The 24,485-nt window shown below is 65.0% G+C and carries 23 protein-coding genes; 6 read left to right on the top strand and 17 right to left on the bottom strand.

The window, feature by feature from the left end:
• From ACESL9_RS10090 to ugpB, 12 genes are all read right to left on the bottom strand, one after another.
• On the bottom strand, positions 1-182 hold a 182-nt coding region (locus ACESL9_RS10090), incomplete at its 3' end, for a tyrosine-protein phosphatase (protein ID WP_372674784.1).
• Complete coding sequence (locus tag ACESL9_RS10085) at positions 183-998, bottom strand: metallophosphoesterase (protein ID WP_372614788.1); 816 nt, start codon at positions 996-998, stop codon at positions 183-185.
• A gap of 2 nt (positions 999-1,000) precedes the next feature.
• The gene (locus ACESL9_RS10080) at positions 1,001-1,783 is read right to left on the bottom strand and encodes an ATP-binding cassette domain-containing protein (protein ID WP_372614786.1); all 783 of its coding nucleotides are present in this window, start codon (positions 1,781-1,783) and stop codon (positions 1,001-1,003) included.
• Positions 1,780-2,745: an ABC transporter ATP-binding protein gene (locus ACESL9_RS10075; protein ID WP_372614784.1), complete on the bottom strand. Its 966-nt coding sequence runs from the start codon at positions 2,743-2,745 to the stop codon at positions 1,780-1,782. The genes ACESL9_RS10080 and ACESL9_RS10075 overlap by 4 nt, the downstream gene beginning before the upstream one ends.
• Positions 2,742-3,572, bottom strand: a complete 831-nt coding sequence (locus ACESL9_RS10070; protein ID WP_372674783.1) for an ABC transporter permease — start codon at positions 3,570-3,572, stop codon at positions 2,742-2,744. The genes ACESL9_RS10075 and ACESL9_RS10070 overlap by 4 nt, the downstream gene beginning before the upstream one ends.
• A complete protein-coding gene (locus ACESL9_RS10065; protein ID WP_372674782.1) occupies positions 3,569-4,516 on the bottom strand; it encodes an ABC transporter permease in 948 nt (315 codons plus the stop codon). The genes ACESL9_RS10070 and ACESL9_RS10065 overlap by 4 nt, the downstream gene beginning before the upstream one ends.
• Positions 4,517-4,549: 33 nt before the next feature.
• A complete protein-coding gene (locus ACESL9_RS10060) occupies positions 4,550-6,046 on the bottom strand; it encodes an ABC transporter substrate-binding protein (protein ID WP_372614778.1) in 1,497 nt (498 codons plus the stop codon).
• A 172-nt stretch (positions 6,047-6,218) separates the two neighbouring features.
• Positions 6,219-7,004: a crotonase/enoyl-CoA hydratase family protein gene (locus ACESL9_RS10055; protein ID WP_372614807.1), complete on the bottom strand. Its 786-nt coding sequence runs from the start codon at positions 7,002-7,004 to the stop codon at positions 6,219-6,221.
• Between the two features lie 128 nt (positions 7,005-7,132).
• The gene (locus tag ACESL9_RS10050; RefSeq protein ID WP_372614776.1) at positions 7,133-8,182 is read right to left on the bottom strand and encodes an ABC transporter ATP-binding protein; all 1,050 of its coding nucleotides are present in this window, start codon (positions 8,180-8,182) and stop codon (positions 7,133-7,135) included.
• Between the two features lie 4 nt (positions 8,183-8,186).
• Positions 8,187-9,023: a sn-glycerol-3-phosphate ABC transporter permease UgpE gene (ugpE, locus tag ACESL9_RS10045; RefSeq protein WP_372614805.1), complete on the bottom strand. Its 837-nt coding sequence runs from the start codon at positions 9,021-9,023 to the stop codon at positions 8,187-8,189.
• A 20-nt stretch (positions 9,024-9,043) separates the two neighbouring features.
• Positions 9,044-9,925 carry a sn-glycerol-3-phosphate ABC transporter permease UgpA gene (gene ugpA, locus ACESL9_RS10040; RefSeq protein ID WP_372614774.1) on the bottom strand — a complete coding sequence of 294 codons (882 nt, stop codon included), beginning with the start codon at positions 9,923-9,925 and terminating at the stop codon, positions 9,044-9,046.
• A gap of 78 nt (positions 9,926-10,003) precedes the next feature.
• Complete coding sequence (ugpB, locus tag ACESL9_RS10035; protein WP_372614772.1) at positions 10,004-11,317, bottom strand: sn-glycerol-3-phosphate ABC transporter substrate-binding protein UgpB; 1,314 nt, start codon at positions 11,315-11,317, stop codon at positions 10,004-10,006.
• Between the two features lie 186 nt (positions 11,318-11,503).
• On the opposite strand from ugpB, the gene ACESL9_RS10030 reads away from it, so the two are divergent.
• The gene (locus ACESL9_RS10030; protein WP_372614770.1) at positions 11,504-12,415 is read left to right on the top strand and encodes a LysR substrate-binding domain-containing protein; all 912 of its coding nucleotides are present in this window, start codon (positions 11,504-11,506) and stop codon (positions 12,413-12,415) included.
• Here the strand turns inward: ACESL9_RS10030 and ACESL9_RS10025 are convergent, their stop codons facing one another.
• Together ACESL9_RS10025 and ACESL9_RS10020 are read right to left on the bottom strand one after the other, a co-directional pair.
• Positions 12,416-14,032 carry a GMC family oxidoreductase gene (locus ACESL9_RS10025; protein ID WP_372614768.1) on the bottom strand — a complete coding sequence of 539 codons (1,617 nt, stop codon included), beginning with the start codon at positions 14,030-14,032 and terminating at the stop codon, positions 12,416-12,418.
• 72 nt (positions 14,033-14,104) lie between these two features.
• Positions 14,105-14,767 (bottom strand): DUF1028 domain-containing protein, encoded by a 663-nt coding sequence (locus ACESL9_RS10020; protein WP_372614766.1) that lies wholly within the window; start codon positions 14,765-14,767, stop codon positions 14,105-14,107.
• A gap of 108 nt (positions 14,768-14,875) precedes the next feature.
• On the opposite strand from ACESL9_RS10020, the gene ACESL9_RS10015 reads away from it, so the two are divergent.
• From ACESL9_RS10015 to ACESL9_RS09995, 5 genes are read left to right on the top strand one after another with little or no spacing between them, the layout of a single operon-like run.
• On the top strand, positions 14,876-16,453 hold the full coding sequence (locus ACESL9_RS10015; RefSeq protein WP_372614764.1) for an ABC transporter substrate-binding protein: 1,578 nt from the start codon (positions 14,876-14,878) through the stop codon (positions 16,451-16,453).
• A gap of 53 nt (positions 16,454-16,506) precedes the next feature.
• On the top strand, positions 16,507-17,454 hold the full coding sequence (locus ACESL9_RS10010) for an ABC transporter permease (protein ID WP_372614762.1): 948 nt from the start codon (positions 16,507-16,509) through the stop codon (positions 17,452-17,454).
• A complete protein-coding gene (locus ACESL9_RS10005; protein WP_372674781.1) occupies positions 17,451-19,322 on the top strand; it encodes a dipeptide/oligopeptide/nickel ABC transporter permease/ATP-binding protein in 1,872 nt (623 codons plus the stop codon). The genes ACESL9_RS10010 and ACESL9_RS10005 overlap by 4 nt, the downstream gene beginning before the upstream one ends.
• A complete protein-coding gene (locus ACESL9_RS10000) occupies positions 19,319-20,269 on the top strand; it encodes an ABC transporter ATP-binding protein (RefSeq protein ID WP_372614758.1) in 951 nt (316 codons plus the stop codon). Before ACESL9_RS10005 ends, ACESL9_RS10000 begins: the two co-directional genes overlap by 4 nt.
• Positions 20,238-21,017 carry a FadR/GntR family transcriptional regulator gene (locus ACESL9_RS09995; RefSeq protein WP_372614756.1) on the top strand — a complete coding sequence of 260 codons (780 nt, stop codon included), beginning with the start codon at positions 20,238-20,240 and terminating at the stop codon, positions 21,015-21,017. Before ACESL9_RS10000 ends, ACESL9_RS09995 begins: the two co-directional genes overlap by 32 nt.
• A gap of 427 nt (positions 21,018-21,444) precedes the next feature.
• Here the strand turns inward: ACESL9_RS09995 and ACESL9_RS09990 are convergent, their stop codons facing one another.
• From ACESL9_RS09990 to dctP, 3 genes are all read right to left on the bottom strand, one after another.
• Positions 21,445-22,845: a TRAP transporter large permease gene (locus tag ACESL9_RS09990; RefSeq protein ID WP_372614754.1), complete on the bottom strand. Its 1,401-nt coding sequence runs from the start codon at positions 22,843-22,845 to the stop codon at positions 21,445-21,447.
• Positions 22,832-23,491, bottom strand: a complete 660-nt coding sequence (locus ACESL9_RS09985; RefSeq protein WP_372614752.1) for a TRAP transporter small permease subunit — start codon at positions 23,489-23,491, stop codon at positions 22,832-22,834. Before ACESL9_RS09985 ends, ACESL9_RS09990 begins: the two co-directional genes overlap by 14 nt.
• Positions 23,492-23,566: 75 nt before the next feature.
• Positions 23,567-24,485 (bottom strand): TRAP transporter substrate-binding protein DctP (gene dctP / locus ACESL9_RS09980; protein WP_372674780.1); only part of this gene is annotated, 919 nt, incomplete at its 5' end.

The following is a 24,485-nucleotide window of genomic DNA, read 5'->3' as shown; positions in this document are numbered from 1 at the left end:
TCCAGCAAGAGGTCGAGATCCCCCGAAGTCAGCCGATGCGGGGAATCGGCGCGCAACAGCCTGTGACGCTGGGTGAGATCGCCCGTTCGGGTGCGGTATCCGCCCAGATCACGCACGTTGTAGGCCCCGCTCAGCACGAGAAGGTGGTCATCCTTGTCATCCCCGGTCCCTGGCGCGGTCACTCAGGCGAACTCCCGCAACCGGTCGGCCCCGATCCGGCCCAGCACCGCCCCCCGGGGCGCCAGCGGCACGAAGCGGATATCGAGCGCATCGGGCAGAACCTGCGCAATGGCAAGCCCCGCGCCCTCCTGCATCACCATGTCAGCCGGTTCCAGCAGGTCCACGGTGTTGTGCAGGCCGGTCGCGATCACCACCGGGATGCCATGCCAGTGCAGCACGCGGTTGCAATGGACATGGCCGCTCAGGATGGCGATCACGTTCCGGCCGGCAAGATGCGCGGCAAGGATCGCGCTGTCTTCGGGTGTCAGGCTCTCCCATGCCAGCCCAGCATCCTGTGGCATGGCGGGTGGATGGTGGCACAGGATCAGCTTGGGCAGGTCCGGATGCGCGGCCAGCGCCGCGTCGAGCAAGGCAAACTGTTCCGCGCCGATGGCGCCACCGACCCGGCGCGGCACCGAACTGTCCAGCGCGATGACATGCAGCCCGGCCAACACCCGGTCGTGAAAGGCAGGCGTCGCGTCGCGCCGCGCATCGGGGTCGAAGACCGCGCGAAAACTCTCGCGGGTGTCGTGATTGCCCAGCGACATGACGACCGGCATCGACAAGGGCGCAAGCGCGGCCTGCACACTTTGATAGCTTTCGATGTCACCGTGATTGGTCAGGTCACCCGGAATCGCCACGAAATCGGGGGCCGGGTCCATGCGACCGATCTCGGCCACCGCCTGCGCCAGCATCGCGGACGTGTCGGACAGGCGTTGAGGATCATCGCGCTCCGGGTCGGTGACGTGAAGGTCGGTCAGGTGAACGAAACGGGTCATGGTCAATCCTCAAGCGTGGCCGCCGCCAGAAGCGTGCGGGTGTAATCCTGCGCGGGGCGTGTCAGGACGTCTGCCACCGGGCCGCGTTCGAGCACCTGCCCCTCGCGCATCACCAGCACATCGTCACAGATGCTCGAGACGACCGCAAGGTCATGGCTGATGAACAGGATCGCAAGTCCAAGATCGTCCTGCAAATCCATGAGAAGGTTGAGAATCTGCGCCTGCACGCTCACATCGAGCGCCGACACGGCCTCATCAGCGACGAGCAGTCGCGGGCGGGTGATGATGGCACGGGCGATGGCGATGCGTTGCCGCTGCCCGCCCGAGAATTCATGCGGGAAGCGCTCGGAATGTTCCGCGCGCAGCCCCACCTGTTCGAGCGCCTGTGCCACCGCGCGCGCGTGATCGCCCGCCACGCCCTGCGCGCGCAACGGCTCGGCGATGGACCAGCCCACGCGGCGGCGCTGGTCGAGCGAGCCGAACGGATCCTGGAACACCATCTGGAAACCGCGCCGCGCCCGCCGCATCGCCGCCGGCGGGAGCTGCGCCAGATCCTGGCCGTCAAAGACGACGCGGCCCGCATCGGGCGTCTCGAAACCCATCACCAGCCGCGCAAGCGTCGATTTTCCGGACCCGCTCTCGCCGACGATGCCCAGCGTGTGCCCGGTGTCGAGCGAAAAAGACAGGTCGTGCACCGCCGTCAGCAGCGGTGCGGGCTGAAACAGCGACAGGCGCGGCATGCGATACTGCCGCGTCACCGCCTCGACCGACAGAAGCGCGCTCATGATCCCGGCCTTTTCGTCCGGGCCTGCAACAGATGGCAGGCGGCCCAACTGTCGGGGGCGGTGGTGACGGGGTTCGGCCTCTGCTCGGCGCAGCGCGCTATTTCCTGATCGCATCGGCCCGAAAAGCGGCAGCCGCGCGGCAGGTCCTGCGGTGGTGGCACGCTGCCGGGAATGGTGGGGAGGCGGCGCTTGCCATGGGTGGCGAGCGACGGGCGCGCGGAAAGAAGCCCGGCGGTGTAGGGATGCGCCGGGGCACGCAGCAGCTCGGCCGTGGCGCCGGTTTCGACCACGTCGCCGCCATACATCACCATCAGACGTTCGGTCGTGCGGCTCACCGCGGCGAGGTCGTGGCTGATGAAGAGAAGCCCCATCTGCCGTTCCCTTGCCAACCGCACCAGGAGCCGCGTGATGCGCAGCGCCACGTTGGCGTCGAGCGCGGTGGTCGGTTCATCCGCGATCAGAAGTTCGGGGGCGCACGCGAGTGCCAGCGCGATCAGCACCCGCTGGCGCTGGCCGCCCGAGAGTTGGTGCGGATATTGCGAAAGCCGCCGCTCCGGGTCGAGAATGCCGGTCTCGTCGAAGAGCGCCAGCGCCTTGTCGCGCGCGGCGCGGGGCGAAAGGCCAAGGTGCCGGATCAGCGGTTCGGCCACGGTATCGCCCACCCGGCGCAGCGGGTTGAGCGCGCTCATCGGCTCCTGAAAGATCATCGCCACGCGCCGGGCGCGCAGGCGCCGCCACGCGGCCTCACCCGCGCCGGCCATCTCGGCCCCGTCGACGCGGATCGAGCCGGCAACGTGCAATCCGTCGGGCACCATGCCCATCAGCGACATCGCCAGCAGCGTCTTGCCCGAGCCGCTTTCGCCGACCACGCCCAGCCGTTCGCCGGGCGCCACGTGCAGCCCAACATCGCGCAGGATCGGCCCCGCGGCGCTGGTGATGGAGAGACCTTCGACCTCGATCATGCGCGCCGCTCCCGGATGAGGCGCGGGTCGGTCATGTCGCGCAACCCGTCGCCCAGGAGGCCAAAGCCCAAAACGGCGATGAAGATGCACAGCCCCGGCCAGATCGCCAGTTGCGGGGCGAGGCTCATCAGCGTCTGCGCCTCGGAGAGCATCCGCCCCCATGACGGTGCGGGCGGTTGGGCGCCAAGTCCAAGGTAGGAAAGCGCGGCTTCGGTCAGGATCGCCACCGCGAATTCGATCGTGGCCTGCACTATGACGGGGGCCGCGATATTGGGCAGGATGTGATCGCGCGAGATCGCGAAACGGCCCATTCCCGCCGCCCGTGCCGCATAGACGTATTCGCGATGCCAGACCTGCTTGGCCGCTGCGCGCGCGACCCGCGCGAATATGGGGATGTTGATGAAGGCGATGGCGATCACCACCACGCTGAGCGACGGGCCATAGGCCGCCGCCAGCATGATCGCGAACAAGAGCGCCGGGAAGGCGAAACCGAGATCCGAGACGCGCATGATCGCCTCTTCGGTCCAGCCGCCCCGCGCCGCCGCGAGAAGCCCGAATGCCGTGCCCAGGACGCAGCCAACCCCCACGGCCAGCAGCGCCACCATCATCGAGTTGGCCGCCCCGACCATCAGTTGCGACACCAGATCGCGGCCCAGTTGATCGGTGCCCAGCCAATGCTCGGCGCTGGCAGGGGCAAATTTCTGCGACACGTTGATCACCGCGTGAGGGTGTGGCGTCCAGATCACCGAAAGGAGCGCCACGCCACAGACCAGCGTTACCAGCGCCGCGCCGATGACCAGGTTGGGGGAAAGTCGCCGTTCGCTCATCCGCGGGCCTCGCGCAGGCGTGGGTCGATGATCACGTAGGCGATATCGACGAGGAAATTGGCCGTCACCACCAGCGCGGCAAAGAACATCACCAGCGCCTGGACCGTGATGAGGTCGCGATTGGCGATGGACTGGAACAGCAGGCGCCCGAGGCCGGGCAGGTAGAACACGTTCTCGATCACGATCGTGCCGGTGACGAGACCCGCGAATTGCAGCCCCACGATGGTCACGATCGGCACGAGCGCATTGGGCAGCACATGCCGCCAGAGTATGTGGCGCGACCCGAACCCGGTGGCACGCGCGGTGCGCACGAAATCGAGCCGCATCACTTCGAGCGCGGCCGAACGCGTCACCCGCGCCAGCACCGCCGATTGCACCAGCGCCAGCGCCGCCGTGGGCAGCACCAGCGAGCGCAGCGCCGCAACCGGATCGCCCCAGCCGGGAAAGCCCCCGGGCGGCAACCAGCGCAGCTTGACCGCGAAGAGCAGGACCAGCAGCATCGACAGCCAGAAAGCCGGGATCGCGATGCCCATCTGGCTCAGGAGCATGATGCCCCAGTCACCGGGCCGACCATGCCGCGCCGCCGCCGAGACACCCAGAACGAGCGCCAGCAACACGGTCACGACCATGCCAGACAGCGCCAGCGAGAAGGTGAGCGGCAGGCGTTCGGCGATGAGATCGGACACCGGCACGCCGAAGGAATAGCTTTGCCCAAAATTACCGCGCAAAGCGCCCATGACCCAGTCCAGGTAACGCAGCACCACGGGTTGATCGAGGCCGAGGCGCGCGCGCAGGGCGGCGCGCGCCTCTTCGGTGGAGTCGATCCCGAGTATGGTCAGCGCCGGATCGCCGGGCAGCACGTTCATCACCGCGAAGACCACAACCGACACCGCCCAGAGCGTCAGGAGGAATCCGGCAACACGCCGGGCGATGAAATAACTCATGCGGTCACACCAATCCGGTTGACGTTCAGCGGATCACTCGGCCCAGGACATGCCGGCGCGTGGCTCGTAAAGCACCGGCGAGGCACTCCAGTACCCGCGCAACCGCGCGTCATAGACGCCGAGCCGCGGAAGTTGGAACAGGAAACCGTGGATCGCGTTCTCGACCAGGTATTGCTGTCCCTGCTGCAACAGGTCGTTGCGCGCATCGGGGTCGGTCTCGGTGCTGATCCGGTCCCAAAGCTCGGTGAACTCCGGGTCTTCGAAGCCATAGAAATACGACTTTCCGCGCGCGAAATTGCCCATGTCGTTGGGGCTCGTGTGCGCGATGATGGTCATGTCGTAGTTCTGCTTCTTGTAGATCTCGTCGAGCCAGAAGCCCCATTCGACATTCTCGACCTTGGCGTCGATCCCCGCGGCGCTCAGTTGCGCCTGGATGATCTCGCCCGAGCGGGTGGCATAGGGAAAGGGCGGCACGCGGATGGTCATGGTGCTGCCGGCGACGCCGGCTTCCTCGAACATGGCGCGGGCCTTGTCGGGGTCATGCGGATAGGTATCGAGAAGATCGAGATAGGCCGGTCCGTGCGGCGGGTAGAAGCTGCCGATGGGGGTGGCACGGCCATACATCGCCCCGTCGATGATGGCGTCGCGGTCGATGGCGTGGCTGATCGCGCGGCGCACCTCGATATTGTCGAAGGGCGGCTTGGCGTTGTTCATCGCAAGGATCACCTCGCCCTCGGTGCTGCCCATGGTGACGGTGAACCGCGGGTCGGCCTCGAATTGCGGCAGCATCTCGGGCGCGGGAAAGCCCGGGAAGGCGTCAAGCTCGCCCGAGAGGAGCGCGGCGCTGGCCGCGGCCGGATCGGAGATGAAGCGGATCACTACCTCTTCCATCTCCACGGTATCGGCATCGCGGAAATCGGGATTCTTCACCATCGTGAGGCGGTCGCCCCGCGTCCAGCTGTCAAAACGATAGGCGCCGGTGCCGATGGGCGCGGTCTTGAGCTGGTCCACGCTTTCGGGTGCGACGATCGAGGCATCGCCGCGCGCGATGTTGAACAGGAAGAACGCGTCCTTGTTCTTGAGCGTCATCTCGACCGTATGCGGATCGATGACCGTGACACGCTCCACCGGGTTGAAAATGCCCTTGGTCGGGTTCTCGCTGTCCTCGGCCATGGCGCGGTCGAACGAGAATTTCACATCCTCGGCGTCAAACTCGGTGCCGTCGTGAAAGGTGACATCCTGGCGTAGCTTGAAGCGGTAGGTCAGCCCGTCCTCGGAGATGGTCCAGCTCTCGGCCAGCGCCGGCAGGACCTCGCCCGATTCGTTGACCACGGTCAGGGATTCCAGCACGTTATGGGTGATGATCCCGTCGATGGACGCGGTCGCGTCGCTGGTCGGATCGAGCGTCGTCGGCTCCTGCTGAAAACCGATGGAGACGGATGTCTCGGCCGATGCCGCCGTTGCGCCGAGGGCCATGGCAAACGCGAATGCGCTGGCAAGCCCCGTCCCTGAAAATCTCGTGAAAGCCATGCTTGTCCCCTTCTTGCAATGCGCACAGGGCCTTGGGTGGTCGGGATGACCCCCAAGGCCGCCAATGCCGCTGGTCCCCGGGGTTAAGCCTAGCGCTTGACAGTCATGTGACACCAGAGAAACTTGCCGCGAAGTTTCCCTGACGTCATCTTCTCCGGTCGCCCTGACCAGCTCATTCGGGACGAACGCGGGCGGCAGTCTTGTCCGCAAAAGCCTTGAGACGGGCGCGCGCGGGTTCCTGCGTATTGACGATGCCCGCCACCACCGATTCCGCATAGGCCGCGTCGAGCGCCGACATGTTCTGCATGTGGCTGATCGCCGAGCAGATCGCGAAATTCGTGAGTGGCAGGTTGTCGGCCGACTTCGCGGCAAGCGTGCGCGCCGTGGCCATGCTGTCCTCGACAAGGTATTGGGCCAGGCCCACGTCGATGGCCTCCTGCCCTTTATAGACACGGCCCGTGAGCATCATGTCGACCATCCGCGCCTTGCCCACCAGGTCGGCCACCCGGATCGTGGCGCCACCGCCGGTGAAGAGGCCCCGCTGGCCCTCGGGAAGGGCAAAATAGGTGCCGTGATCGGCCACGCGGATATGCGCGGCACTGGCCAGTTCGAGACCACCGCCCACGACCGCGCCCTTGAGGGCCGCGATGATCGGCACCCCCCCATATTCCATCTTGTTGAACGCCTCGTGCCAGCGCAGGCACAGATGCATGAAATCCTCGGGGCGGCGATCCGCGTCGTGGTGTTCGATGAGATCTAGCCCGGCACAAAAATGGTCGCCCTCGGCGGCCAGAACGATCGCCTTGGCGCCCAGCCGCCCGGACTTGGAAAACACCTCGACCATCTCTTCGACGGTGTGGGAATCCAGCGCGTTGCGCTTTGTCGGGCGGTTTAGCGTGACGGTCCAGACCCCGTTCTCCTCGGTCTCGATCCGCAGGTTCTGCACATCCTGTTTCAGTCGCTCAACACTCATCTTCGGTCCCTCTTCATGTCTCATCCCGTGATGCAAGGGGACGGCGCCCCCTGCCCTGAGACATGCGGATACTGCCTTGCCCCGCCGGGGAAAAGCCGAAATTGGCCGCCAGCCTACAGCCGGTGCCCGGTTTCGGGATCGAAGAGGTGGCAATCGACCGGATCGACGCCAAAGCGCATCGCCTCACCTTCGTGGTTGGCGAGGTGCACACCCTGAAGGCTGGCGGTGAAGGCGATCTCCGTCCCTGCCAGCCGCCCGTGCAAGAGCGTGTTGGCGCCCAGCGGTTCGGACAGCAGAACCTCCATTGCCAGCGGGCCTTGCGGATCGGGCGCGACATGCTCGGGGCGCAGGCCGAGTTTCACCGGTCCCGCACGCTGGTCGCTGTCACAGACAGCCACGTCGCCCAGCATCACCCGCCCGTCGGCGATCTGCGCATCGAGCACGTTCATCGCCGGGCTGCCGATGAATTGCGCGGCAAAGAGCGATTGCGGCGTCTCGTAAACCTCCATCGGGGTGCCGATCTGTTCGGCCACGCCGGCATTCATCACGATCATGCGGTCGGCCATGGTCATCGCCTCGACCTGATCATGGGTGACGTAAAGCGCCGTGACCCCGAGTTTCGACTGCAACTCCTTGATCTCGAGCCGCATTTGCACACGCAGCTTGGCATCGAGGTTGGACAGCGGTTCGTCGAAGAGGAACACCGAAGGCTCGCGCACGATGGCACGGCCCATGGCGACGCGCTGGCGCTGCCCGCCCGAAAGCTGCTTTGGGCGCCGGTCAAGCAAGCCGTCAAGCTGCAGAAGGTGCGCCGCTGCCTCGACCTTGGCGGCGATCTCCTGCTTGGGCATACCCGCGATTTTCAGACCATACCCCATGTTTTGCGCCACCGACATATGCGGATAGAGCGCGTAGTTCTGGAACACCATGGCGATGTTACGGTCCATAGGTTCCTTGTCGTTGGCCCGCTCGCCATTGATAAGCACCTCACCCTCGGTCACGGTTTCCAGTCCCGCGACCATGCGCAGCAACGTGGACTTGCCACAGCCCGACGGCCCGACGATGACGATGAACTCGCCGTCAGAGATCTCCATGTCGATCCCGTGGATCACATCGTCGGAGCCGAAACTCTTGCGCAGGTTCTTGAGCGTTACAGTCGCCATGTCGTCATTTCTCGCTATCTACAAGGCCACGGATGAAGAGTTTCTGCATCGACACCACCACGATCACCGGCGGGATCATCGCAAGGATCGAGGTGGCCATGATGACCGGCCATTCGGCCACGTCGTCACCCGACGGGAACATCTGCTTGATGCCCATCACGATGGTGTTCATCTCGGGGTCGGTGGTAATCAGGAGCGGCCAGAGATACTGGTTCCAGCCATAGATGAACAGGATCACGAAAAGCGCGGCCACGTTGGTCCGGCTCATCGGCACCACGATGTCGATGAAAAATCGCATCGGCCCGGCACCGTCCACGCGCGCCGCTTCGGCCAGCTCGTCTGGGATGGTGAGGAAGAACTGCCGGAAAAGGAACGTCGCCGTGGCCGAGGCGATCAGGGGAAAGATGAGCCCCGAATAGCTGTTGAGCATGCCAAAGCCCGCGATCACCTCGTAAGTCGGCACGATCCGCACCTCGACCGGCAGCATCAGCGTGATGAATATCATCCAGAAGAAGAACCCCCGCCCCGGAAAGCGGAAATAGACGATGGCAAAGGCCGACAACAGCGAAATGATGATCTTGCCCACCGCGATACCCACCGCCATGATCAGCGAGTTGAGCAACATCGTGGCCACGGGCACGTTCACGCCCGAAAAGAGCGCGGCGCTGTAGTTTTCCCAGAGCTTGTCGCCCGGCCAGATCGGCATAGGCGGGCGCACGATCTCGGACTGGGACACGCTCGAGGCGACAAAGGCCAGCCAGATCGGAAAGAAGATCACCAGAACACCCGCGATCATCAGGAGATGGGTCAGCCACAGCCCCGCGCCGCGTTTTTCGACCATGCCGCTTGTTTGCGTCGCCATCAGTAATGCACCCTCTTCTCGATGAACTTGAACTGCAGCACCGTCAACAAGCCGACAATCAGCAAGAGGATCACCGACTGCGCCGCCGACGAGCCCAGGTCCTGCCCGACAAAGCCGTCGGCATAGACCTTGTAGACAAGGATCGTCGTGGCCTGTTGCGGGCCGCCCGCGGTGATCGTGTGAATCACGCCGAAGGTTTCAAAAAACGAATAGACCACGTTGACCACCAACAGGAAGAACGTGGTCGGCGACAGGAGCGGCAGAACGATGGTGAAGAACCGCCGCCAGAACCGGGCACCGTCGATCGCCGCCGCTTCGATCACCGAGCGCGGCACCGCCTGAAGCGCGGCGAAGAAGAAAAGGAAGTTGTAGCTGATCCGCCCCCAGGCCGAGGCCGCAACGACAAGGCCCATCGCCTCGCTGCCGTTGAGGACGTGGTTCCAGTCATAGCCCAGCTGCCCAAGATACCATGACACCACCCCCACCCGGGTATTGAACATGAACAACCACAAAACGCCCGCCACCGCCGGGGCCACCGCATAGGGCCAGATCAGCAGCGTGCGGTAGGCGCCCGAGCCCTTGATCAGCCGATCCGCCAGCACAGCGAGAAACAGCGCCGGAATCATCGAGGCCAACGTGACGAGGATGGAAAAGATCGCGGTGGTATAGAACGATGAACGGTAATGCCGGTCACCGAACAGGAATTCGAAGTTGCCCGTTCCCACGAACTGGTTCGACAATCCGAACGGATCCGGGATGAAAAGCGACTGCCAGATCGCCTGCCCGGCCGGGTAGAAGAAGAACACCGCCGAGATGAAGACCTGCGGCGCGATCAACAGGAGCGGCAGCATCACACCGCGAAAGGTCACGCGTTTTTCCATGTTCCTGCCCTCGACTGGCCCCCGACAGCGAAAAACGGCGGGCCCCTCCGCAAGGGCCCGCCGGTCTTGTTGACGCGCTTAGCGGTTGGCTTGCTCGAAGCGCCGCAGAAGCTGGTTGCCACGCTCGACCGCACTGTCCATCGCCTCTTGCGCCGACTTGTCACCGGACCAGACCGCTTCGAGCTCTTCGTCGATGATGCCACGGATCTGGTCGAAGGAACCCAGCCGGATTCCCTTGGAATTCGCGGTCGGTTCGTTCGCCGTCATCTGCTTGACGGCCACGTCGGTGCCCGGGTTCTCTTCATAGAAACCGGCCTCGCGGGTCGCGTCGCCCGCCGCTTCCGTGATCGGCAGATAGCCGGTGTCCTGGTGCCATTGCGCCTGGATCGGGGTCGAGGACAGGAAGGCGAGGAATTCGCCGACGCCCTTGTATTCCTCGGCCTCGTGGCCTTGCATGGCCCAGAGCGACGCCCCGCCGATGATGGTGTTCTGCGGCGCGTTGCCGGCGCCGTCCCAATAGGGCAGCGGGCGCACGTCGAAATCGAACTCGGCCTCGGACTTGATCCCGGCATAACCGGCCGAGCTTTCCGTGAAGAGCGCGCAATCACCCCCGCGGAAATTGGCGCCACCCTCGTTGCGGCGGCCGGTATAGACGAATTTGCCGTCCTGCGCCCACTCGCCCATTTTCGCGATATGGGCGACCTGCGCCTCGCCGTTGAAGGTCAACTCGGTGTCGAGCCCGGCAAACCCGTTCTCGCGGGTCGCAAAGGGCACGTCATGATAGGCCGAGAGGTTTTCGAGGTGAATCCAGCTTTGCCACGCGGTGACCAGCGGGCAGGAATGACCTGCCGCTTTCAACTCGTCCAGCACACCCTCGACATTCTGCCAGGTGCTCAGGTCGGTGTCGGGATCAATGCCCGCGCCTTCGAGCGCATCGCGGTTCACCCACAGAACCGGTGTCGACGAGTTGAAGGGCAGCGACAGCATTTCGCCCTCGGTCGTGGTGTAATAGCCTTTGACCGCGCCGATATAGGCGTCGGGATCGAACTCGGCACCGCTTTCGGCCATGACCTCGTACACCGGCTTGACCGCGCCCTTGGCGCCCATCATCGTTGCGGTCCCGACCTCGAACACCATCAGGATGTGGGGCTGTTCATCCGCGCGGAAGGCCGCGATCCCGGCATTCAGCGTTTCGGAATAGTTGCCCTTGTGGCTGGCGACCACCTTGTAATCGTCCTGGCTTGCGTTGAACTCCTCGACCTGTGCCGCGACCAGCTCGCCCAGCCGGCCGGTAAAGGCGTGCCAGAACTTCACTTCCGTCTGCGCCGAGGCCACGATCGGCGTCAAGGCGGTGGTTCCGGCCGCAACGGCCCCAAGAATCAGTTGTCTCATCTCTCACTCCCTTCGCGTGTCAAACGCGCTGATTTGAAAGGTTTTCGGGCCATATGGCCCGTCCGGCTCTCGTTGTGGCAAAAATCTTGCACCCTCAACTTCATAATTCAATAAAAGTTTCATATGTCAGATTTATAACAGATCATTATAACTTGTACGAAACCGGAGAAGAGGTTCCCGCCGTCAATGTCGTCCACCGTGCGCCTGCGCCAGCTCGAAGCCCTTGCCGCCGTGGTCGAACACGGCTCGATGACCCGCGCCGCCCAATCGCTCGGGGTGAGCCAGCCTGCGGTGTCGCGGCTTCTGTCAGATCTGGGCGACTCGCTGGGGTTCCAGCTGCTCGACCGGCGCGACGGCCGGCTCGTCGCCACCCAGGAAACCCGGATGCTGATGCCCGACATCCGCCGGCTACTGGAAATGGTCGATCAACTCACCGAGGTGAGCCGCAACATCACCGAGAAGAAGGCCGGACATCTGCGCATCGCCTGTCTGCCCGGTTTCGCCACATCACACCTGCCCGAAGTGGTGGCGGGGTTCCTCGCCGACCGGCCCGGCGTGTCGATCACGATAGAACCCGACCGGCCCGAACGCATTCTCGAATGGATGATCGGCGAGCAATATGATTTCGGCATTACCGACGGGTTCGAGGGCCACCCGGCGGTCGAGCGCGAACAGGTCGCGATCCGCAGCGTCTGCATCTTCCCCGAAGGCAACCCGCTGGCCGCGCATGACATCATCACGCCGCGCGACCTTGCCGGGCAACCGCTCATCCACACGCGCCGCGACAGCAGTTTTTTCCGCGATCTGAGCGAGGCGTTCCTGTCGCAGGACGTGGAGATGCGCGGCATCGTCGAGACGCGGCAGTTCACCGCGGCCTGCGAACTGGCCTGTCACGGTGTCGGCGCCTCGGTGGTGAGCGAACTCGACGCGGTTCGCTATGTCGAGCGGGGACTCGATTTCCGGCCCTTCGCTCCCGCCGTGCCCCATCACCTCTCGCTGGTGCGTCCGGTGCTGCGCAAACCCTCAATGATCACGCTGGAATTCATCGAGCAGTTCACCACGAGCCTCGCCCCCTTCATTGCGGACGACACCGCGTGATCAGCCATGCGCGGCGCGCATCATGTCGGCGGCCTTTTCGGCGATCATGATGGTGGGCGCATTGGTGTTTCCGCCGATCAGCGTGGGCATGACCGAGGCATCGACCACGCGCAGCCCGTCGAGCCCCTGCACCCGCAGTTCGGGATCGACGACCGCCATGTCATCATTTCCCATCCGGCAGGTGCCCACGGGGTGATAGATCGTGTCGGCGCGGGCGCGGATGTGCTCCTCCCATTGCGCATCGCTCATCCCGCCGCGGACGCCATACATCTCCTTGTGGCGGTATTTCGCCATCGGGTCCTGCATGAGGATCTCGCGGGTCATTCTTGCCCCCTTGATCAGCCGCCGCAGATCGTCCGCATCGGCGAGGTAATTGGGGTCGATCCCCGGATCGGCCAGCGGATCACCCGATTGCAGGAAGACCCGCCCGCGCGATTCGGGGCGCAGCACACAGACATGGCAGGAAAACCCGTGACCGAGATGCAGCTTGCGGGCGTGATCATCGACCACCGAGATCACGAAATGCAGCTGTATATCGGGTCGCGGCTCGGCCGGATCGGTCTTGAGAAACGCCACCCCTTCGGCGAAGGGCGTGGCAATCATCCCGCGCCCCGACCTGCGCCAGCGCAGCGCATGGCGCACGATGTTGACGCTCGCCCGCAGGCCGATGCCGAAATTGTCGGTGTCGCGGGTCTTCCATGACAATATGAAGTCAAGATGGTCCTGGAGGTTCTGCCCCACGCCGGGCAGCTCATGCACCATGTCCAGCCCATGCGGGCGGATGTCCTCGGCCCGGCCCACGCCAGAGAGTTGCAGCAGTTGCGGCGAGTTGAAGGCGCCGCCACACAGGATCACCTCGCGCCGCGCCTTGACCTGCCCGTCCTGCCGCCCCTGTCGATAGGCGACACCCACCGCACGCCGCCCCTCGAAGAGCACCCGCGTGGCCCGGCATCTGGTCATCACCGTCAGGTTCGGCCGCGCACCCATCACCGGGTGCAGATAGCCCGCCGCCGCCGAACAGCGCTCGCCCCGCCGTGCGGCGTCGTGAAACTGCGTGACCTGGAACAGGCCCACGCCCTCGTTGTCGCCGGCGTTGAAATCTCGGCGCTCGCGGTGCTGCAATCGCTTCGCCGCCTCGACGAAGGCGCGGGTGATCGGGCGCGGCTCGGCCTGATCGCTGACCTGCAACGGCCCGTCACCGCCATGCAGGTGATCCCCGCCCCTTTCGTTGTTCTCGGCGCGTTTGAAATAGGGCAGGACCGATGCCCAGTCCCAGCCCGGATTGCCCAGTTCGGCCCAGCGGTCATAATCATCGCGATGCCCGCGCACGTAAAGCATCGCGTTGATCGCCGAAGAGCCCCCCAGCGCCCGGCCGCGCGGCTGATAGCCCTGCCGCCCGTTCAGCCCGGGCTGCGGCACCGTCTGATAGGCCCAGTTGTTGATCTTGCCATGGCCCGGCAGCATCGCCACCACCGCCGCGGGCGCGCGCACCAGCAGGCTCTTGCCCTGCCCGCCAGCCTCGATCAGGCAGACTGTGGTGTCCGCATCTTCGCTCATCCGGCTGGCCAGCACCGACCCGGCCGAGCCACCGCCCACGATGACATAATCGAATTCCATGGCCCCTGCCTCCCCGCCTTGCGCCGGACCACGGTGATCCGGCCTTGCGCAGCGGTCAAGGCATGTTGCAGCTCAGCCCGGGTGCCGTTCGGGATCGTCGCGTGTGGGCACGCAGGGCAGCCATCGGGCATATTCGCCCTTCTGGGTACGCGCATGAAGCTCTGCAAGCGCCGCGATCGGCGCTTCGGCCCAGTCGATGCGCAGGGTCAGAGGCGGCGAATCACTGGCCAGAACCAGAAGTGCGGCCGATTGCAGCCCGCGGCTGTCGCCGCCCGCCGCTTCGCCGCCGGCCAGCGCCGCGATCAGGCGTTCGGCCATCGTGCCGCGGGCCGTCTGGAACGCGGCAAGGGTCTCGGTCACGACCTTGGGTCCACTGAGCATGTTGCCCGCCACGATCACGTCCGGGCCGTCGGCATATCCATGCCAGCCGGTGTTGTGCTCGCCGGTGAAAACGCCGGTGCCGCCGCCGGGATCGAGCGCGGTCAGTTGGCGCCAGGCGCGGCCGCTGTCGGGTCGCGTGACCGCATCCACCGCATTCGCGGCATCACGCCCCATTCGCATCGCCTCGATCACGTCCTCGCCCCACATCGGCGATGGTGCCGCGCCCTGGCTGGCCGAGAGGCCCCAGCGCGAATCACCCCGGAGCACCCAACCGCCGACACAAAGCGACCCCGTCGCGGCCGCACCGCCCAGCGTTCCGGTGTCCCGATCCCGCGCCAATATGGAAAATGTCATGCTTCGCTCCTCTGCCCCTCATTTATCATGAAAATTTTGACCCATGCAAATTATCATGATAAATAGTACCCAATAACGGCAATAATCGCAAAACAGGGGGAATACCAAATGTCACTTACCAGCTTCACGCGGCGGGGATTCGGCGCCTTGTCCGCTGCCCTTCTCGCAACGTCCGCGCTCGTTCTGCCCGCGCAGGCCCAGACGCCGCCCGAGGCACTGGTCATCGGCCAGATCGCCGAGCCGAAATCGCTCGATCCACATGCGGTGACCGCGGTCAACGATTTTCGCATCCTGATGAACGTCTATGACGGGCTGGTGCGCTACGCGCCCGGCACGCTCGAAGTGGAGCCGGCGCTGGCCAGCAACTGGGAGATTTCCGAGGATGGCACCGTCTATACCTTCACTCTGCGCGAGGGTGTGCAGTTCCATGATGGCACCCCGTTCGATGCCGAGGCCGTGGTCTTCAACTTCGAGCGAATGCTGGACGAGGATCACCCCTATCACGACACCGGCCCGTTCCCGCTGGCGTTCTTCTTCTCGGCGGTCGAGGAGGTCGAGGCGCTGGATGCACAAACCGTGCGTTTCACGCTCAATGCGCCTTACGCGCCCTTCCTGTCGAACCTCGCCTATCCGACCGGGCTGATCGTTTCGCCCGCGGCGATCGAGACCCATGGCGACGACATCGGCCGAAACCCCTCGGGCACCGGCCCTTTCCAGTTTGATGAATGGCGCTCGAATGAAGCGGTGGTCGTGACCCGCAACCCCGATTACTGGGACGGCCCGGCGGCCTCCGAGGCGCTGATCTTCCGGCCCATCACCGATGCCAATACCCGCGTGGCCGAGATGCTGGCCGGCGGAATCGACATGATGGTCGAGGTGCCGCCCACCGCCCTGTCCCAATTCCAGTCGGATGAGTTCAACGTGGCCGAACAGGCCGGGCCGCATGTCTGGTTCCTGATCCTGAACGCCAAGGAGGGTCCCTTTGCCGACAAGCGCGTACGCCAGGCGGCCAACTACGCAATCGACAAGGAGGCGCTGGTCAACGATGTACTCGAGGGCACCGCCGAGGTCGCGGCAGGCCCCACGCCGCCCGCCTTTGCCTGGGCCTATAACGAGGAACTCGATCCCTATCCCCACGACCCGGACAAGGCGCGGGAATTGATCGCCGAGGCCGGGGCCGAAGGTGCCGAGCTGACCTTCTACGTCACCGAGGGCGGGTCGGGCATGCTCGAACCCGTGGCGATGGGCACCGCGATCCAGGCCGACCTGGCCGCCGTGGGTTTCGACGTCAAGATCGAGACATATGAATGGAACACCTTCCTCGACCGCGTGAATCCCGGCCTCGAAGGCAAGGCCGACATGGCCGAGATGGCATGGATGACCAACGATCCCGACACGCTTCCCTTCCTGGCCCTGCGGACCGACGCCTGGCCGGACGAGGGCGGATTCAACTCGGGCTACTATTCGAACCCGGAGGTTGACGAGTTGCTCGAAGCCGCCCGCGCCTCGACCGATCAGGCCGAGCGCGCGAAACTCTACAAGGAGATGCAGACCATCGTTCAGGAGGATGCGCCCTGGGTCTTTGTCGCCAACTGGAAGCAGAACGCCGTCACCACGGCCAATGTTCAGAACTTCCAGCTGGAGCCGTCGTTCTTCCTGCTGCTCAAGGATGTAGGCAAAGAATAAGACCATGACCCCGGGCGGCCGATCCGCCCGGGGTCTCGCATCCGGAGGGCGACATGGGCGGCTACATCCTCAAACGTCTGGTCTCGGCGGTGCCGGTTCTGCTGGGCATCACGGTGATCGTGTTTGCCATCATGTCGCTCATTCCCGGAGACCCGGCGACGGCCATCCTGGGCAGCTATGCGACCCCCGAGAATGTCGAGAAGATCAACCGCGATCTCGGCCTCGACAAGTCACTGGTGCAGCAGTATTTCATCTGGATCGGCAACATGCTCCAGGGCGATTTCGGCCGCTCCTTCGCGCTCAACAGGCCCGTGCTCGACGAAGTGCTCGACCGGTTTTCGGCCACGCTGGTGCTGGCAGGGGCAGCCTTTGTCATTTGCGCCGTTCTGGGCATCATCGCGGGTGTCGTCGCGGCGGCGCGTCAGTATGGCTGGGCCGACCGCGCAATCACTGTCGCGGTGATCCTCGGGATCTCGGTGCCGTCCTTTTTCCTGGGCATGATGATGATCCTCCTCTTTGCCGTGCGCCTCAAATGGCTACCGGCGTCGGGGATGTATGCAAGCTTTGGTGGCGGCGACCTGCCCGATCTCCTGCGCCATCTCGCCATGCCCGCCATCGCGCTGTCACTGGTCGCCACGGGGGTGGTGGCGCGGCTCAGCCGAGCAGCCATGCTCGAGGTGTTGCGGCAGGATTTCATCCGCACCGCCCGTGCCAAGGGCGTGGGCGAGCGAAGGGTCATCTGGGGCCACGCGCTGCGCGCAGCCATGGTCTCGATCATCCCGGTGCTGGGCATCCAGGCCGGGTTCGTGCTGTCGGGCGCGGTCTATATCGAGATCGTGTTCCAGTGGCCCGGCGTCGGTCGGATGCTCGTCGATGCGATCCTCAAGCGTGACCTCCTGCTGGTCCAGGGGGGCGTGGTCTTCGTCGCCGCCTGCTACGTGTTTTTCAACATCGTGGTGGACGTGGCGCAAAGCCTGCTCGACCCGAGGATCCGAACATGAACACCTTTCTCAAACTGCTGGCGCGCAATCGGCTGGCCGTCTTCGGTGCCGTCATTCTGGGTGTGATCGTCCTGCTGGTGGTGATCACGCCGCTGCTGCCCCTGCCCGATCCGAATGTCACCGCCACCGCCGACCGGTTCAAGCGTCCGTTCAGCGACGGGTTCATCCTCGGCACCGATCACCTGGGCCGGGACCTGCTCTCGCGCTTGCTCTGGGGCACGCAGCTCAGCCTTGCCGTGGGCCTCGCCGCAGCGCTCATCGCCGGGACAATCGGCGCAGCCATCGGCATCGTCGCGGGTTATTTCGGCGGCCGCATCGACAACGTGATCATGCGCGCCATCGACATGCTTATGGCCTTTCCCTACATCCTCCTGGCGCTGGCCATTGTCGCAGCGCTTGGTCCAGGGCTCCTGAACGCGCTCTACGCGGTGGCCGCCGTCAACATCCCCTTCTTTGCCCGCAACGTGCGCGGCGTGACCGTTTCCATCGCGCACAAGGAATTCGTCGATGCCGCGCGGCTTTCGGGCATGGGACATCTGCGCATTTTGACGACCGAGATCCTGCCCAATGTGCTGCCGGTGGTGATCATCGCCATGTCCACGACCATCGGCTGGATGATCCTCGAAACCGCGGGGCTCAGCTTCCTCGGGCTCGGCTCGCAACCGCCGCAGGCCGACCTGGGCTCGATGCTGGGCGAGGCGCGCGCGGCGATGATCACGGCCCCGCATACCTCGATCGTGCCGGGGGTGATGATCCTGCTCATCGTGATGTCGGTCAACCTTCTGGGCGACGGGGTGCGCGATGCGCTCGACCCGCGCCTGCGGTCAGGCGCGCTCGCGCGGCCCATGGCGGCAACACTCGTGCGCCGCGACGAGACCCCGCCCGAGACGGCCAAAACCGATGCCGTCCTCTCGCTCGAAAACCTCGAAACCCGGTTCGAGGTGGGCAGCCGCATCTATCGCGCTGTGGGGGGCGTCTCATTGGCGATCCAGCCCGGCGAATGTGTCGGGCTGATCGGCGAGTCGGGGTCGGGCAAATCGGTGACCGCTCTTTCCGTCATGGGGCTGGTCGCCTCGCCCCCCGGTGTGATCACCGGTGGCGCGGTGCGGCTCAACGGGCAGGACCTGATCGGCGCGCCTTATGCCCGGCTGCGCGCCCTGCGCGGAGACCGCGTGGCCTATATCTTCCAGGATCCGCTTTCGACGTTGCACCCGCTTTATCGCGTGGGCGATCAGCTTACCGAGGCGATCCGGGTGCATCATCGCATAGGCAAGGACGCGGCCCATGACCGCGCGGTCAAGCTCCTCGAAGATGTGCGCATCCCCAATCCCCGCGCCCGCGCCCGGTCTTATCCGCATGAGCTTTCGGGTGGCATGCGCCAGCGGATCGCCATCGCCATGGCACTGGCCAATGAACCCGAGGTGATCATCGCCGACGAGCCCACCACGGCGCTTGACGTGACCGTGCAGGCGCAGATTCTCAAGCTGCTCGACGACCTGCGCCGCGACCGGGGCGTGTCGATTCTCTTCATCACCCATGATTTCGGCGTGGTCGGTCAGCTTTGCGACCGGGTCGCGGTGATGTATGCGGGGCGCATCGTCGAAGAGGGGACCACCCGCGAGGTGCTCGACGCTCCCGCCCATCCCTATACCAGGCGGCTCATCGCCTGTGTGCCCGAACTCGGGGCCGGGCGGCGCGCGTTGCACGCCATCCCCGGCCTGCCACCCGCCGTCGATCAATTGCCGCATGGCTGCGCCTTCGCGCCGCGCTGTGACAAGGCCACCGGGCTCTGTGTCACCTCCGAGATTCCGCTCGCCGGGCGCGCGCGCAAGGTCCGCTGCATTCTGCCCGAGGAGGATGTCGCATGAACCACGCCCTCGAAACCCGCGACCTGACCAAGACCTTCGACGTGGGCAAGCGCCTTTTGCGCCCGCCCAGGGCGCAAGTTCATGCGGTGCATCCTACCTCTCTCAAGGTCGAGAACGGTGAAACCCTTGGAATCGTGGGGGAGTCCGGCTGTGGAAAATCCACCCTCGCGCGGATGCTGGTGGGTCTTTTGCCGCCCAGTTCCGGCACGATCGAGATCGAAGGGCTGACGGGCGGCAGCAGCCCGGCCGATTTCGGGCGTGTCATCCAGTATGTGTTCCAGGACCCGGTCAGTTCGCTCAACCCGCGCAAGACCATCCGCCAGATCCTCGAGGCACCGCTCATCAACCTGCACGGCATGGGCCGGAATGCACGTGCCGCGCGCATCGACGAGATCTTCGACTCGGTTAGCCTGCGCCCCGAATTCCTCGACCGTTATCCGCACGAGTTTTCCGGCGGTCAGGCCCAGCGGATCGGCATCGCCCGGGCCTTGGCGGCGAACGCGCGCATCCTCGTGCTGGACGAGCCGGTTTCGGCGCTCGATGTCTCGGTGCAGGCGCAGGTGCTCAACCTCCTGGCCGATCTCAAGGACGAGCTTGGCCTCACATATCTCTTTATTTCCCATGACCTTGCGGTGGTCGAGGCGGTGTCGGACCGGGTTGCCGTGCTCTATTTCGGGGCGGTGGTCGAAGAAGGGCGGGCGGAAAACATCTTTGCATCACCGCGTCATCCCTATACGAGGCTTCTGGCCGAAAGCGCCCCGGTCGTGGGGCGGCCGATCGGCGGGCAGGCGCAGGGCGAATTGCCCGACCCGATGAACCCGCCGCCGGGCTGTGCCTTTGCCTCGCGCTGCCCGCGCGCCACCGAGATCTGCCGGACCGACCGGCCCGAATTGCGTCCTATCGAAGGAGACCAGCGTGCCGCCTGTCACCACCCGCTCGCCCCCTGAGCCGCGCCAGTCGCGGCCACAACAGGTGGCCGACGCGATCAAGGACTGGGTCATGGAGCGTGGCCTGCAACCGGGCGACCGGTTGCCTTCGGAGCCGGAACTGATCGAGCAGTTCTCCATGGCCAAGGGCACCATCCGCGAGGCGCTGCGCATCCTCGAGGCACAGGGGCTGGTCAAGTCGCGCACCGGGCCGGGCGGGGGCACGTTCGTGCACCAGGTCTCGGAGGAGCGCGCCGCGGCCTTGCTGGGTAACTACTTCTATTTTCAGCAACTTTCGATCAGCGACATCTACCAGATCCGCGAGGCGCTGGAGCCGGAACTGGCTGCGGCACTGGCCGAAGACGGGCTTTCGGAGGCACAGATCGCGCGGCTTGAAACCGTCATGGCGCGCTATGCCGCGCCGGCCGAAACCCCCGAGCAGGAGCGCGAACAGCACATCGACTCGCTGCGTTTTCACGCGGTTCTGGCCGAGATGGCGGGCAATCCGTTGCTGCGTTTCCTGATCCGGTTCACCGCCAACATGCTGAGCGAGATCACCGTGACCCGGCAGTTATACACCCCGCCCAATCGCGAGCTTTGGGCCTCGGGCATGACCTATCAATCAAGGCTTCTGGACGCCCTGCGGGCCGGCGACGGGGACGCCGCACGCACCATCCTGCGCGAGCATATGCAGACCGCCCACCGCCTGATGAAAGCGCAAGAGGCCGCGCTGACCCGCCGTTTCCTGTCGGAAACCACGATCATCTGAAGCTGTATCTACCGTGTTTGATCGCACGGGATTCGGTCGACGCCCAACGAAAGGGCGGGGTCCGTTCGATTACAAACAATAGGGGATTAACCTCTGCCGATCCGCCGCGAAACGAGGGGGGTGACATCCGGCTGCCGCATGGCTGCCACCCGGCTGCCGGGCAAAACCACGGTTTCGCGGGCCGTCAAAGGTTAACCCGGCGCACGGTGACGGGGCCATCGCGCTTCGGGAAAAGCGGACTCGCACATACTCTGCCGCGCTTCGCGCTCTCGGGAGGTTCGCGATACATGATGGCGCAGCGATTCCCCGGCACGCGTTATCCGCCCCTGATCCGGCACTCCATCAGCCCAGCCCGCCCCGATCAGGACGAAGCGGTCTGGCGTGTACTGCCCCGCCTCGTTCCCTTCCTTCTCCGCGCGGAATGCCGTCATGCCAGCGACGGCAGCCACAGCACGATCTGCGGAAAGGCGATCAGCCCGGCGATGGTGAAGGCGTCGGCCACAAAGAACGGCATGACCCCCCTGAACACATCCTGCACGCTGAGATCCTCGCGCACCCCGGCCACGACGAAACAGTTGAGCCCGATGGGCGGCGTGATCAGGCAGAACTCGGCCATCTTGACCACCAGGATCCCGAACCAGATCGCGCACATCGTCCCCGACATGCCGAAGGCGCTGTCCGCTGCGCTGACCGTCTCGCCGCCATTGAGCGCCATCACCGCCGGATAGACCACCGGCAGGGTCAGCAGCAGCATCCCGATCGCGTCCATGAACATGCCCAGCACGGCATAGGCCAGAAGGATGCAGATCAGGATCAGCATGGGCGACATCGAAAGCGAGGTGATCCAGTCCGAAAACGCGCCGGGCAGGTCGGCAAAACCGAGGAACCGCACATAGATCAGCACGCCCCAGATGATGGTGAAGATCATCACCGTGAGCTTGGCCGTCTCCATCAGCGCCGGCTTGAGCTGGGACCAGCGCATACCCTTGTAGATCGCCATGCAGAACACGATGAACGCCCCGAGCGCGCCGCCCTCGGTGGGTGTGCCCCATGATTTATCGCCGAACGGGTTGTAGACGAAGAAGATGATGATCACGACGACGGCGAAGATCGGCAGCGCCGGGGGCAGCGCGGCGAAGCGCTGGCGCCATGTGAAGCCGGTCACCGGCGGGCCGACATTCTTGAAGATCATCGCGATGCCCACGATCAGCGAGCCATAGACCACCGCCGAGAACGCGCCGGGGATGAACCCTGCCAGCAGCAGTTTGCCCACGTCCTGTTCAACGATGATCGCATAGATCACGAGGATCGCCGAGGGCGGAATGAGGCTGGCCAGCGTGCCGCCCGCCGCCACGACACCCGCCGCGAAGCGTTTGTCGTACCCGATCTTGAGCATCTCGGGGATCGCGATGCGGGCAAAGACCGCTGCAGTCGCGACACTGGCGCCGCTCACCGCGGCAAAGCCCGCGGTGGCAAAGACGGTCGAGACCGCGAGCCCGCCCGGCAACCAGGCCAGCCAGCGCTTGGCCGCCTCGAACAGCGCCTTTGTGAGCCCCGCGTAATAGGCCAGGTAGCCGATCAGGATGAAGGTCGGGATGAGGCTGAGCGATTGCGAGGCGACCTTGGAATGGGGCACCTGCCCCGCCGTCTTGGCCGCCACGGTGATGGCCCAGCCAAAGTGCTCAGGCTCGAACCCGCGCTTCGACCAGAAGATGAGCAGGAGGCCGACCAGCCCCGCCAGCGCCGCGGCAAAGGCCACGCGCATGCCCATGACCACGAGGACCAGCAGCCCGCCGGTCACCCAAAGGCCAATATCAATCGGCTCCATTGGCGCGCTCCCGTTCTTCTTCTTCTTCTTGCAGCACGCGGGCCTCGGCCGCCGCCTGGCTGGCCGTATCGACCACCATGGGCACCGCCACGGGCGACTCGAGCCCGAGCACCAGCGCCCGGCCGAAACCGTAGATCTGGATCGCAAGCCGCAGCGCGAGGACCGAGAACGCCACCGGCACGAGGAGCTTGGCCGGCCAGATCGGCATTGCCACATCGGTTGTGCTGTCGCGGCTCCACCACGGCGCGTCGAAATCGAACGAGCGCTGGAAATGCGCCCAGCTGCCCCAGATCAGGAAGACGATCAGCACGAGAATCAAGAGCACGCTTATCAGTTCGAACAGCCACAGCGCCCGCCCGCGCAGGTTCTCGACCAGCAGGTCCATGCGGATATGCGTGCCGTCACGCTGGGCAAAGGACACCGCCAGGATGGCGATGAGCGGCATAAGTTGCTCGATGAAATCGACATAGCCCATCAGCGGCGCATTGAGCGTCGCCCGCCCACCGACCGAGCGCACCGCCAGAAGCATCAGCGAGAAGATCGCCAAACCCGCAAGCAGGGCCATCGCCCGTTCGATGCGCAAGAGGCCCCGGTCAAGCCGGCTCAGGGCCGAGCCGTCCTCCAATACAGGCGATGCACCTGCCATGCCTGCCCCCCGTTGTCACTGGATCAAGGACGCGAAGCCCCGGACATGCCGGGGCCCCGCGCGGTTGCGCCCGGTTCAGTTACTGGCCCGGGTCTCTTCGAGCGTGTTGACGACCAGGTCGTAAAGCTCTTCTGCGGGCAGGCCCTGCGCGCTCATGTCCTCGATCCACTGATCGCGGATCGGCCCCGCCGCCACTTCGCGGAACTTGGCCAGCTCCTCGTCCGAGATCATGACCTTCTCGACGCCCTTCTCTTCCAGAACGTCGTCCCAGCGGGCCAGCAGCTCGGCGTAGTTGTCGAGGTAGTGCTCGATCGACTCGTCGATCGAGCTGTCGAGCGCCTCGCGCTCGGCATCGCCGAGCATGTCATAGGCGTCGGTGTTGACCACGATCGGGCAGTTCACCGTGCCGGGGTTGAGGTTGGCGGTCCACCACGACGCTTCGTTGATCGTGCCGAAGCTCAGATGCGCGTGCTGGGCAAAGGCCACGGTGTCCACGACACCCGATTCCATCGCCTGGTAGGCCTCGGGGGCCGCGACCGAGGTCGGCACGCCGCCCACGGCCTTGAACGCCTCGCCGATACCGCCGGTGGCGCGCACCCGCATGCCGTCCATCGATTCGAGCGTGTCGCGCGGCTCGCCCACGCCGACGAGATTGTATTGCGGCATCGGGCTGGTCATGATGATGCGCGCATTCCACTGCCCCATCTCGTCCTTGACCGCCGGGTGCTCGTAGAGCGCATGGCTCACCGCCACTTCCTCTTCGAGGGTGTTCACGCCGATGAAGGGCAGTTCCAGAACGGTGATCGCGCGGTTCTTGTCACGGTGATAGCCGGCGCAGAACTGCGCCATCTCGAAGGCGCCGATGGAGATACCGTCGAGGTTCTCCTTGGGCTTGGACAGGCCGCCATAGCTGATGTTCATGGTGAATTCGCCGTCGGTCTTCTCGGCGACCAGTTCGGCCAGCTTCTCGACATGTTCGGTGAAAGCGCGGCGC

The organism is Aquicoccus sp. (assembly GCF_041686535.1).
In the GTDB taxonomy this organism is placed as follows: Bacteria; Pseudomonadota; Alphaproteobacteria; order Rhodobacterales; family Rhodobacteraceae; genus Aquicoccus.
This window is presented reverse-complemented; position numbering and strand designations above follow the sequence as displayed.

What these genes read in the sequence shown, in the direction of transcription:
- ACESL9_RS10085 (WP_372614788.1), bottom strand. Translation starts at nt 998, where the DNA reads ATGACCCGTTTCGTTCACCTGACCGACCTTCACGTCACCGACCCGGAG.
- ACESL9_RS10080 (WP_372614786.1), bottom strand. Translation starts at nt 1,783, where the DNA reads ATGAGCGCGCTTCTGTCGGTCGAGGCGGTGACGCGGCAGTATCGCATG.
- ACESL9_RS10075 (WP_372614784.1), bottom strand. Translation starts at nt 2,745, where the DNA reads ATGATCGAGGTCGAAGGTCTCTCCATCACCAGCGCCGCGGGGCCGATC.
- ACESL9_RS10070 (WP_372674783.1), bottom strand. Translation starts at nt 3,572, where the DNA reads ATGAGCGAACGGCGACTTTCCCCCAACCTGGTCATCGGCGCGGCGCTG.
- ACESL9_RS10065 (WP_372674782.1), bottom strand. Translation starts at nt 4,516, where the DNA reads ATGAGTTATTTCATCGCCCGGCGTGTTGCCGGATTCCTCCTGACGCTC.
- ACESL9_RS10060 (WP_372614778.1), bottom strand. Translation starts at nt 6,046, where the DNA reads ATGGCTTTCACGAGATTTTCAGGGACGGGGCTTGCCAGCGCATTCGCG.
- ACESL9_RS10050 (WP_372614776.1), bottom strand. Translation starts at nt 8,182, where the DNA reads ATGGCGACTGTAACGCTCAAGAACCTGCGCAAGAGTTTCGGCTCCGAC.
- ugpE (WP_372614805.1), bottom strand. Translation starts at nt 9,023, where the DNA reads ATGGTCGAAAAACGCGGCGCGGGGCTGTGGCTGACCCATCTCCTGATG.
- ugpA (WP_372614774.1), bottom strand. Translation starts at nt 9,925, where the DNA reads ATGGAAAAACGCGTGACCTTTCGCGGTGTGATGCTGCCGCTCCTGTTG.
- ugpB (WP_372614772.1), bottom strand. Translation starts at nt 11,317, where the DNA reads ATGAGACAACTGATTCTTGGGGCCGTTGCGGCCGGAACCACCGCCTTG.
- ACESL9_RS10030 (WP_372614770.1), top strand. Translation starts at nt 11,504, where the DNA reads ATGTCGTCCACCGTGCGCCTGCGCCAGCTCGAAGCCCTTGCCGCCGTG.
- ACESL9_RS10025 (WP_372614768.1), bottom strand. Translation starts at nt 14,032, where the DNA reads ATGGAATTCGATTATGTCATCGTGGGCGGTGGCTCGGCCGGGTCGGTG.
- ACESL9_RS10020 (WP_372614766.1), bottom strand. Translation starts at nt 14,767, where the DNA reads ATGACATTTTCCATATTGGCGCGGGATCGGGACACCGGAACGCTGGGC.
- ACESL9_RS10015 (WP_372614764.1), top strand. Translation starts at nt 14,876, where the DNA reads ATGTCACTTACCAGCTTCACGCGGCGGGGATTCGGCGCCTTGTCCGCT.
- ACESL9_RS10010 (WP_372614762.1), top strand. Translation starts at nt 16,507, where the DNA reads ATGGGCGGCTACATCCTCAAACGTCTGGTCTCGGCGGTGCCGGTTCTG.
- ACESL9_RS10005 (WP_372674781.1), top strand. Translation starts at nt 17,451, where the DNA reads ATGAACACCTTTCTCAAACTGCTGGCGCGCAATCGGCTGGCCGTCTTC.
- ACESL9_RS10000 (WP_372614758.1), top strand. Translation starts at nt 19,319, where the DNA reads ATGAACCACGCCCTCGAAACCCGCGACCTGACCAAGACCTTCGACGTG.
- ACESL9_RS09990 (WP_372614754.1), bottom strand. Translation starts at nt 22,845, where the DNA reads ATGGAGCCGATTGATATTGGCCTTTGGGTGACCGGCGGGCTGCTGGTC.
- ACESL9_RS09985 (WP_372614752.1), bottom strand. Translation starts at nt 23,491, where the DNA reads ATGGCAGGTGCATCGCCTGTATTGGAGGACGGCTCGGCCCTGAGCCGG.